General features: G+C 55.3%; 9 protein-coding genes. All 9 read left to right on the forward strand.

What is annotated here, in order from left to right; all coding sequences use genetic code 11:
- The first annotated feature begins 66 nt into the window (after nt 1-66).
- A protein-coding gene (locus tag RT613_RS18065) for an IS5-like element ISKpn12 family transposase (protein ID WP_085947932.1) occupies nt 67-827 on the forward strand; the annotation gives its coding sequence in 2 pieces (ribosomal slippage) (nt 67-391 and nt 391-827; 762 coding nt in all).
- Nucleotides 828-1,148: 321 nt separating this feature from the next.
- Nucleotides 1,149-3,023, forward strand: coding sequence for a PAS domain S-box protein (locus tag RT613_RS18070; RefSeq protein ID WP_313617666.1), 1,875 nt, complete (start codon nt 1,149-1,151; stop codon nt 3,021-3,023).
- 1 nt (nt 3,024) lies between these two features.
- Nucleotides 3,025-3,648, forward strand: a complete 624-nt coding sequence (locus RT613_RS18075) for a response regulator transcription factor (protein ID WP_313617594.1) — start codon at nt 3,025-3,027, stop codon at nt 3,646-3,648.
- Nucleotides 3,649-4,009: 361 nt separating this feature from the next.
- Entirely contained in the window at nt 4,010-4,894 is an 885-nt protein-coding gene (locus RT613_RS18080) for an AraC family transcriptional regulator (RefSeq protein WP_313617595.1), read from the forward strand.
- 104 nt (nt 4,895-4,998) lie between these two features.
- Nucleotides 4,999-5,910: an ABC transporter substrate-binding protein gene (locus RT613_RS18085; RefSeq protein WP_313617597.1), complete on the forward strand. Its 912-nt coding sequence runs from the start codon at nt 4,999-5,001 to the stop codon at nt 5,908-5,910.
- A 69-nt stretch (nt 5,911-5,979) separates the two neighbouring features.
- The gene (locus tag RT613_RS18090; RefSeq protein ID WP_313617599.1) at nt 5,980-7,482 is read left to right on the forward strand and encodes a sugar ABC transporter ATP-binding protein; all 1,503 of its coding nucleotides are present in this window, start codon (nt 5,980-5,982) and stop codon (nt 7,480-7,482) included.
- On the forward strand, nt 7,472-8,458 hold the full coding sequence (locus RT613_RS18095; protein ID WP_313617601.1) for an ABC transporter permease subunit: 987 nt from the start codon (nt 7,472-7,474) through the stop codon (nt 8,456-8,458). The genes RT613_RS18090 and RT613_RS18095 overlap by 11 nt, the downstream gene beginning before the upstream one ends.
- Before the next feature lie 39 nt (nt 8,459-8,497).
- Entirely contained in the window at nt 8,498-9,229 is a 732-nt protein-coding gene (locus RT613_RS18100; RefSeq protein WP_313617603.1) for an SDR family oxidoreductase, read from the forward strand.
- Between the two features lie 70 nt (nt 9,230-9,299).
- On the forward strand, nt 9,300-9,633 hold a 334-nt coding region (locus RT613_RS18105; protein ID WP_313617604.1), incomplete at its 3' end, for an FGGY family carbohydrate kinase.

Raw genomic sequence — 9,633 nt, forward strand, 5'->3', positions numbered from 1 at the left:
TAGGGTCAGGACCCATTGATTTGAACTGACGGCTGTGATTCAGATGGGCGTATAGGAGCCCGACTGATGAGTAATTTGTTTTGGCTGACGGACGAGCAAATGGCTCGTCTTCAGCCCTATTTCCCCAAGAGCCATGGCCGCCAGCGCGTTGATGATCGACGCGTTCTGAGCGGCATCATCTTCGTCAACCGCAACGGGCTGCGTTGGCGTGATGCGCCGAAGGAATATGGCCCGGCGAAGACGCTTTATAACCGCTGGAAACGCTGGGGCGACAAGGGCGTATTTATCCAGATGATGGAAGGTCTGGCCGTGCCTGAAGCCGCAGAGCACAAGACCATCATGATCGATGCGACCTATCTCAAGGCCCACCGCACGGCTTCCAGCTTGCGGGTAAAAAAGGGGGCGCGGGCCGCCTGATTGGACGCACGAAAGGCGGCATGAACACCAAGCTTCATGCCGTAACGGATGCGAGTGGTCGCCCGATCAGCTTCTTCATAACGGCAGGCCAGGTCAGCGATTACACCGGTGCTGCCGCCTTGCTTGATGAACTTCCCAAGGCCAAATGGTTGCTGGCCGACCGTGGCTATGATGCCGACTGGTATCGTGACGCTTTACAGGCGAAGGGGATCACTCCCTGCATTCCAGGTCGAAAATCCCGCAAGAAGACCATCAAATACGACAAACGCCGCTACAAACGGCGCAACCGGATCGAGATCATGTTCGGGCGTCTCAAAGACTGGCGGCGTGTCGCTACGCGTTACGACCGGTGCCCAATGGCCTTTCTCTCCGCCATCGCTCTCGCTGCGACCGTTATCTTCTGGCTATGAGCAATGAGTCCTGACCCTAGCAATAGGCCGGATCTGGCTGCGTCTCAATTGCGATCTAGGTCATGCACAGCTAGACGTTGGCATCGCCACAATAGACTTTGGTATATCGATTTGTTGTTACGCAACTTCCCGAAATCCCGTAACAATTCCGTTCGGAGGATATCCGGTTTTTGATCGGTTCTGACGTTGACGCTGGTGCGATATTTGCAGAAAAACCGATAAGATTGTGGTTCAGATGTCTGAGCCAAATCATCGGTGTTTCATGAAATCCGCGTGGAGAGTTTTGTGGGAACAGTGCAGCAGACAGATCCCATTATCGACATGATCCCGGCCATGGCATGGTCGGCAACATCGGACGGCATGCTGGATTTTGCCAACCAACACTTTCTCGAATTCATCGGCGCGCCTCTCGAAGACATTTCCGGGGTGAATTTTTACAAGATCTTCCACCCCGATGACACGGCGCACCTTGCCTCGGCATGGCATGAGATCATGGCCTCCAGGCGGGCGCGCGAGGTGGAGGGACGCATCAGACGTGCCGACGGTCAATATCGATGGTGCACCTTGCGGCAAAAGGCGCAGCTTGATCATCAGGGCAATGTTGCGAAATGGTATGGCGTCGTTCTTGATATTGAAGACCGCAAACAGGCCGAAAATGCTTTGCGGGAAACAAAGTCTGCACTTGCAGCCAGCGAAGCAAATCTCAGCCTCATCATCAATTCACTTCCCGTTCTGGTCTGGTCGGCGCGGCCGGATGGGAGTGCCGATTTTGTCAACCAGAGTTGGCTGGACTATGCCGGTCTTTCGGCTGATCAAATCCTTGATTGGGGATTTCTGGATCTCTATCACCCCGACGATATCCCGGGCATGGTGGAAATCTGGAAACGAGACCTCGAACATTCCGACCACACGGTTCTGAAAGGACGCATTCGCGGCAAGGATGGGCGGTATCGCTGGTTCTATTTCGCTGGTCGCAAGTTGACGGATGCAAATGGCGTCGTGCGTTGGTTTGGTGTGAACATCGACATCGAAGATCTGCAGCGCGCAGAAAATGCTCTTCGGGGCAGTGAAGCTGCATTGCGGGAAAGTGAGCGCAAGCTCAATCTCATCATCAATACCATTCCTGCCATGGCATGGTCGTGCACGGCGGATGGTGCGCTCGAATATTGGAACCAGAACCTTATCGATTTTGTCGGTCTGCCATTCGAGGAAATTGTCGGTTTCGGCTTTTATCGCATGTTCCATCCCGATGATGTCGAGTTGATGCGCGTATCTTGGGAAGAGATCATCAAATCAAAACGCGGCCGACCTGCGGATGCCCGCATCCGCCGGGCCGACGGCGAATATCGGTGGTTCAACCTGCGACAGAACCCGCTTCTGGATGCGGATGGCAATGTTGTGCGATGGTACGGCGTGGTTGTCGATATCGAGGATCGCAAACGAGCCGAAGAGTCCTTGCGGCAAAGTCAGAGCGACCTGGCACATGTCACGCGAATGACGGCGACTGGCGAACTTGCTGTGTCGATTGCCCACGAGGTCAATCAGCCACTCATGGCCATCGTGACCAATGCCAGCACCTGTTTGCGCTGGTTGCAGCCGGGACATACCGATCTGGAACAGGCCCGCCTGGCAGCGGAGCGGATCATCAAGGACGGCCATCGTGCTGGTGATATTATCGCCAGCATTCGGGCAATGGCACAAAAACGACCGGCAAGGATCGAACAAACCGACGTCCAGACTGCGGTGCGTGACGTGCTTGATCTGTTAAGGGGCGAGGTTCAACGCCGTGGCATCGATGTCCACCTGGAGATGTCTGATGTGCCCCTCAATGTCATGGGGGATCGGACGCAGTTGCAGCAGGTCATTTTGAACCTGGTGATCAACAGCGCCGAGGCCATGGCGACTGCAACAGGGGAAAAACGTATCGACATCCGCTGTGTGTTGGACGACAAGCAAGTTGTAAACATTGATGTTTCCGACACGGGCCCCGGTGTGCCAGCCGACCAGACTGACCGGGTATTCGAGGCGTTTTACAGCACCAAGGCCGAGGGTATCGGCATGGGGCTTTCAATATGCCGGTCAATCGTGGAAGCACATGGTGGTCGCATCTGGGCGTCTTCGGTAGACAGTCAACAAGGCAGACAAACAGGCAGTGTGTTCCACTTCACATTACCGACGGCGAAAGGTGCCGGCTGACATGATCAATGACAGGAAAAATGCGCAGCCGACCGTCATCATCATCGATGATGATGAAAGTGTACGCGAGGCATTGAAAGGATTGTTCGAATCCGTCGGTCTGGTTGCTGAAACCCACGGATCGGTCAAAGATTTCCTGGCTGCTGACAATCCGGAAAAGGCCGGCTGCATCGTGCTGGACATTCGTTTGCCCGGCCAAAGTGGACTGGAGTTTCAGGAAGCACTGGCAAACAGCCTTCATCCGCGATCGGTGGTGCTGATCAGCGCGCATGTCGATGTCGCCATGGCCGTGCGCGCCATGAAGGCAGGGGCGATTGATGTGCTGACCAAGCCCGTACGCGAGCAGGATTTGCTTGAGGCCGTCAATCGTGCGCTTGTTCAGGACAAGGCGCGCCGCGATGAGGCCGAGCGAATAACACAGCTGCGATCGCGATACATGAAACTGACCGACCGCGAACGGCAGATCATGGCCCTTGTGGTGGCGGGGCAATTGAACAAACAGATTGCAGCCAACATCCAGCTTGCCGAAGCGACCGTGAAGCTTCACCGCGGCCATATGATGCGGAAAATGAAAGCGGCGTCAGTTGCAGATCTGGTGAGAATAGCTGCAACGCTGGAGCTGTAGCCTCCGTTTTGCGGAAGTCTTGTTACCACCGGAATTCATGACTTTCTGACCTTGAAAACGCAGTTGTCCTGGACGTCTATCGCGGTCCAGAGCCTTTCGGTTACGCAGAGTTTTCCAGGGATATTCAACTCGCCGATAGGGCCTGATCGGTGGCGCGTGCGTGTGATCATGCGCTTCTATTGCCGCATCTGATAAGGGGCGCTCACGACAAAATAGCTGTCAAAAAAGTATCAGTTAAATTTTTGCCGTGATGTAGATGCCATGAATTTCAGGGGTTATGGTCTCGTTAATGATGAAATTTGCAAATTGGAGGTTTGCAGATTTTGCCACATACATTGTGCGCTCGGTGGGAGGAAACGCTGTGCAACCCGATCTGGAATTGGTCCATATCCGCAAAGGCGAAAGCTTCGCTGCGTGGAGACACGGCTATCCGTTTCGCACGGTTCGCTGGCACTATCACCCCGAATATGAAATTCATCTCGTTGTTGCGACGTCAGGTCGTTTTTATATCGGCGATCACATTGGCCGGTTCGAACCGGGTCAGTTGATCATGACCGGCCCAAACCTGCCGCAGAACTGGATTTCCGAAATAGGGGCGGATGAGATCGTGCCAACGCGGTCGCTGGTTATTCAGTTTCCCGAAAAATTCGTTGAGGACAGTGTCGCCAGCCTCGCCGAAATGGAGGCAATTGCGCCACTTCTCGAGCGAAGCCACAGAGGACTGCTGTTTGATAAGGATACCAGCGACAAGTTGCGTCCGTTGGTCGAAAAACTCATTGAGACACGTGGCATCAAACGTTTGGCACTGTTTTGGGAAATTCTCGATGTGCTGGCAACAGCGCCCGAACCGGAAGTGCTGGCAAGCCTGAGTTACGAACTTGACCTGTCGAACATCAATGAAAGCGGTATCAACCGCGCAATTGCCCATCTGCGCGAACACCTGACCGACGATATTGATGAGCGCGATCTGGCTAACATGGTTGGGCACACGGCAAGTTCCTTTTCGCGGGCCTTCAAACGCCATACGGGCACGACACTTGTCCGCTACAAGAACCAGCTGCGGGTTGACCTTGCCTGCCTGACATTGCTGACGCGCCCCGAGGTCAAGATTGCCCAGATCTGCTACGAGATCGGCTTTTCCAATATTTCGAATTTCAATCGGCATTTCCGGAAACTCAAGGGAATGTCGCCCTCGCAATTTCGCGCAACCTTCAAGGCCAATGGGGCATTCAGGGCCGCCGGATAAGCGCCACTAACCATATCCCGTTCCGGGACAATGCAATTCGGAAAGCATGGGGCTTTCCGGAAGCGGTGAGGCTTTGCCCGCCGCAATCAGGGAGGAAGACTGAGATGAAAAGAACTTTGACCGGATTGTTGTTTGCCGGTGTTGCGCTGGCGGCTGCCCCCGTTATGGCACAGGATGGCAGCCTGAAGATCGGCATGACCTTTCAGGAAATGAACAATCCCTATTTCGTGTCGATGAAGGAAGCGCTTGATGAGGCTGCCAAGTCTTTGGGTGCGCAGGTCATCGTCACCGATGCAGCCCATGATGTTGCCAAGCAGATTTCCGATGTTGAAGACATGCTGCAGCAGAAAATCGACATTCTGCTTCTTAACCCGACCGACTCCGCCGGTGTCGAAGCTGCCGTCAATGCGGCCAAGGCACAGAATGTGATCGTGGTTGCCGTTGATGCCAATGCGAGCGGTCCGGTCGATACGTTCGTCGGCTCCAAAAACAAGGATGCCGGTTACCAGTCGTGCCAGGCGTTGGGCAAGGCGCTGAACGGCGAAGGTGAAGTTGCCATTCTCGACGGTATTCCGGTGGTGCCAATTCTGCAGCGTGTTGAAGGCTGCAAGGAAGCACTTGCCGAATTCAAGGATATCAAGCTGGTCGATACCCAGAACGGCCGTCAGGATCGCTCGGTCGCGCTTGGTGTTGTCGAAAACATGCTGCAGGCACGCCCGAACCTCAAGGGTATTTTCTCCGTCAATGACGGCGGTGCCATGGGTGCACTGGCCGCAATTCAGGGCTCTGGCCGCGATGTCAAGCTGACCTCGGTTGATGGTGCGCCGGAAGCCGTCAAGGCGATCGCCGAAGGTACGCCGTTCATTCAGACAACAGCCCAGTTCCCGCGTGACCAGATTCGCGTCGGTCTTGCCATGGCGCTGGCGCAGAAATGGGGTGCACGCGTCGTGCCGAAGGAAGTGCCAATCGACGTTCGCCCAGTCACTGCCGAAAACGCTGCCGACTTCAGTTGGTAAGCGCCTCCCGAGCGCCCTCGCCTGGAACGGCGGGGGCGACTTTCACAATCAAAAAATGGGGAGGAGCCGATGCTACAGTTGAGCGGCATCAAGAAAAACTTTGGCAGGATAGAGGTTTTGCACGGCGTCGATCTCACCGTGCAGGCGGGAGAGGTGCATGCCCTTCTGGGTGAAAACGGTGCTGGCAAGTCGACACTGATGAAAATCCTGTGTGGTATTCTCAAACCAAGCGAAGGTGAAATCCGCATCAATGGCGAGGTTCGTCATTTCAGTGATTATAATGAGGCGATCGATGCCGGCATCGGCGTGGTGTTCCAGGAATTTTCGCTGGTTCCCTATCTGAATGCCGTTGAAAACATGTTTCTGGCGCGTGAACTCAGCAATGGCCTGGGTTTCATGAAACGCTCCGCGATGCGCAAGCGGGCTGCCGAAATCATGGCACAGCTTGGCATCTCCATTCCATTGAACGTCCCGATCCGCAATCTCTCGGTTGCTGAGCAGCAGTTTGTCGAAATTGCCAAGGCGCTGGCACTGAATGCACGCATTCTTGTGCTCGACGAACCAACCGCAACACTGACGCCAGCCGAAGTCGAACACCTGTTTCACGTCATGCGCGGTCTCAGAAGTCAGGGTGTTGCGATCATTTTCATCTCCCATCACCTCGAGGAGATATTCGAGATATGTGACAGTATCACCGTGCTGCGCGATGGCGAATATGTCGCCTCCTGTGCTGTTGCGGATGTCGATCAGGCACGACTTGTCGAGATGATGGTCGGACGCAGGATCGAAAACAGCTTTCCACCAAAACCGGTCATTGCTGCGGATGCTAGTACAGTTCTTGAGGTGGAGGAAGTCCAACTTGCCAGATCCGGGCCGATATCAAGTTTTTCCCTGAGGGCGGGCGAGATACTCGGCTTTGCCGGTCTGGTTGGTTCCGGGCGCACTGAAACCGTGCTGGCAATGCTGGGTGCCTATCGCGCAACGCGCTGCAAATTGTCGATCAACGGTGTCGAAATCCGGTTTGCGGATCCGTCGGAAGCGCTGGAGGCTGGTATTGGTCTTTTGCCGGAAAGCCGCAAGGAACAGGGCCTGATCACCAGTTTCCCGATTATGCACAATGTGTCGCTGAACAATTATGGCAAATATCTCATTGGCCATTTCTTCATAAATCGCAGCCGTGAACTGGATGACACACGCACTGCCATGCAGCGGGTTCGTGTAAAGGCGTCTGGTCCCCATGCGCGGGTTGATACGCTGTCAGGTGGCAATCAACAGAAGGTCGTTATTGCCCGCTGGATCAACCACAATATGAAGGTGTTGATCTTCGACGAGCCAACGCGCGGTATCGACGTTGGCGCCAAGGCCGAGATTTACCAGCTCATGCGCGATTTCACCGCGCAGGGCTACTCCATCATCATGATTTCATCGGAACTGCCTGAAGTTATCGGCATGTCCGACAGGGTTTGTGTGTTCCGCTCCGGAGGCATTGTCGCAACGCTGGAAGGCGATGCCGTGACCTCGGAACAGGTCATGACCCACGCAACAACCGGGAGGACAAAACATGTCGCATAATGCGGACGCCGTCACCGGCGGGCAGGTGGAAAACGCTGGCACGCCATTCTGGAAAACCATTATCCAGTCGCCATTGGCTTTGCCTCTGGCCGGGCTGATTGTCGTTTCGATCCTGATGGGGTTTGCCTCGGATAATTTCTTCTCCGTGTCCAACATCCTCAATGTCTTGAGGCAGGTTTCGATTGTCGCCATTCTTGCGGTCGGCATGACCTTCGTGATCCTGACGGGTGGTATCGATCTGTCGGTGGGTGCGCTGATGGCGCTGGCTGGAACAATGGCCGCCGGTTTGATGGTCCATTACGGGATGCCCGGCTGGGCAGGTCTGCTTGCCGGTGTCGGTATCGCTGTCGGTCTTGGCCTGTTTAACGGTATTTTGGTGGCATGGGGGCGCATGCCGGCAATCATCGTCACGCTGGCTACCATGGGGATCGCCCGTGGCGCCGGACTTATCTATTCCGGCGGTTATCCGATCTCAGGCCTGCCGTCATGGATTTCCTGGTTCGGTGTTGGCCGTGTCGGCATCATCCCGGTTCCGGTCATTACCATGATCATCATCTACGCACTGGCGTGGGTGCTGCTGGAGAGAACTGCATTCGGCCGGCACGTCTATGCGATCGGTGGCAACGAAACGGCAGCACGCCTGTCTGGCGTCAAGATCGGTCGTATCAAACTTGCTGTCTATTCGATTTCCGGACTGACTGCTGGTCTCGCAGCCATCGTCCTCACCGGTCGCCTGATGTCTGGGCAGCCAAATGCGGGGGTGGGTTTTGAACTCGATGCCATTGCCGCCGTTGTGCTTGGCGGCACGGCCATTGCTGGCGGGCGTGGGTTCATACTGGGAACCCTGATTGGCGCGGTGCTGCTTGGCATCCTCAATAACGGCCTCAATCTGATGGGCATCAACCCGTATCTGCAGGACATCATCCGCGGCTTCATCATTTTGCTCGCCATCTACATCGCCCGCGAATGGCGCTGACGAAATCGCATCAACTTTTCATAACGTTAGGAGAAACACATGGCTCAATCTCTGGCAGGCAAGATCGCTGTCATCACAGGCGCAGCGTCAGGCATCGGTCTGGCAACCACTGAAAAATTGCTGGCCAATGGCTGCACGGTTGTCATGGTGGACTGGAATGAGAAAGCCCTCAATGAGCTGGTCGCCAAGCTGGGCAAAAATGCAATCCCGCAGGTGACAAACCTGCTGGACGCCGAGAGCTGCGGTGCAATGATCCCGGAAATTCTGAAGAAGGTCGATCACATCGACATCCTCTACTGCAACGCCGGCACCTATATTGGTGGTGATCTGGCAGACACCACGGCCGAAGAAATCGACCGGATGCTGAACCTCAATGTCAATGCGGTGATGAAAAATGTGCATGCGGTTATCCCGCATATGAGTGAACGCAAGACAGGTGACATCATCGTCACCAGTTCGATTGCCGGCCATTTCCCAACCTATTGGGAGCCGGTTTATGCCGGTTCGAAGTGGGCCGTTACCTGCTTTGTGCAGACAATGCGCCGCCAGATGATCCCCCACGGGGTGCGTGTGGCTCAGGTGTCGCCAGGGCCGGTTCTCTCTGCGCTGCTTGCTGATTGGCCGGAGGAAAACCTGCGCAAGGCCAAGGAGTCTGGCAGCATTATCGAAGCCAGCGAAGTGGCAGATGCTGTCGAATACATGCTGACGCGCAATCGCAACGTCACGATCCGCGACATGCTGGTTCTGCCAACCAATTTTGATAGGGTCTGAGTCGACACAATATTTCGCCGTGACGTGCTTTTAAGGTGCGCACGGCGATTTAACTCGGAGAGGGGACACCATGACAAATCACTTTATCGGCGTTGACGTCGGCACTGGTTCGGCGCGCGCTGGCGTGTTTGATGCCGCTGGAACACTGCTGGCCTCTGCCAAACACGATATCCTGATCTTCCGTGACGATCATGGCCACGTTGAACAATCGAGCGCACAGATCTGGGATGCCGTTTGTGCTTCGGTTCGTGATGCAGTGGCTTCTGCTGCCATCGATCCGGCATCCGTTGCCGGACTTGGATTTGATGCGACCTGCTCGCTGGTCGTGCAAGGTGCCTCAAACGGTGTGGGCGACAAGGCTCATCCGGAACGCGATATCATCGTGTGGATGGATCACCGCGCTA

Source organism: Agrobacterium sp., assembly GCF_032092815.1.
Taxonomy (GTDB): Bacteria; Pseudomonadota; Alphaproteobacteria; order Rhizobiales; family Rhizobiaceae; genus Agrobacterium.

Coding starts and splice junctions, on each gene's coding strand:
- RT613_RS18090 (WP_313617599.1), top strand. CDS start 5,980: ATGCTACAGTTGAGCGGCATCAAGAAAAACTTTGGCAGGATAGAGGTT.
- RT613_RS18075 (WP_313617594.1), top strand. CDS start 3,025: ATGATCAATGACAGGAAAAATGCGCAGCCGACCGTCATCATCATCGAT.
- RT613_RS18100 (WP_313617603.1), top strand. CDS start 8,498: ATGGCTCAATCTCTGGCAGGCAAGATCGCTGTCATCACAGGCGCAGCG.
- RT613_RS18095 (WP_313617601.1), top strand. CDS start 7,472: ATGTCGCATAATGCGGACGCCGTCACCGGCGGGCAGGTGGAAAACGCT.
- RT613_RS18085 (WP_313617597.1), top strand. CDS start 4,999: ATGAAAAGAACTTTGACCGGATTGTTGTTTGCCGGTGTTGCGCTGGCG.
- RT613_RS18070 (WP_313617666.1), top strand. CDS start 1,149: ATGATCCCGGCCATGGCATGGTCGGCAACATCGGACGGCATGCTGGAT.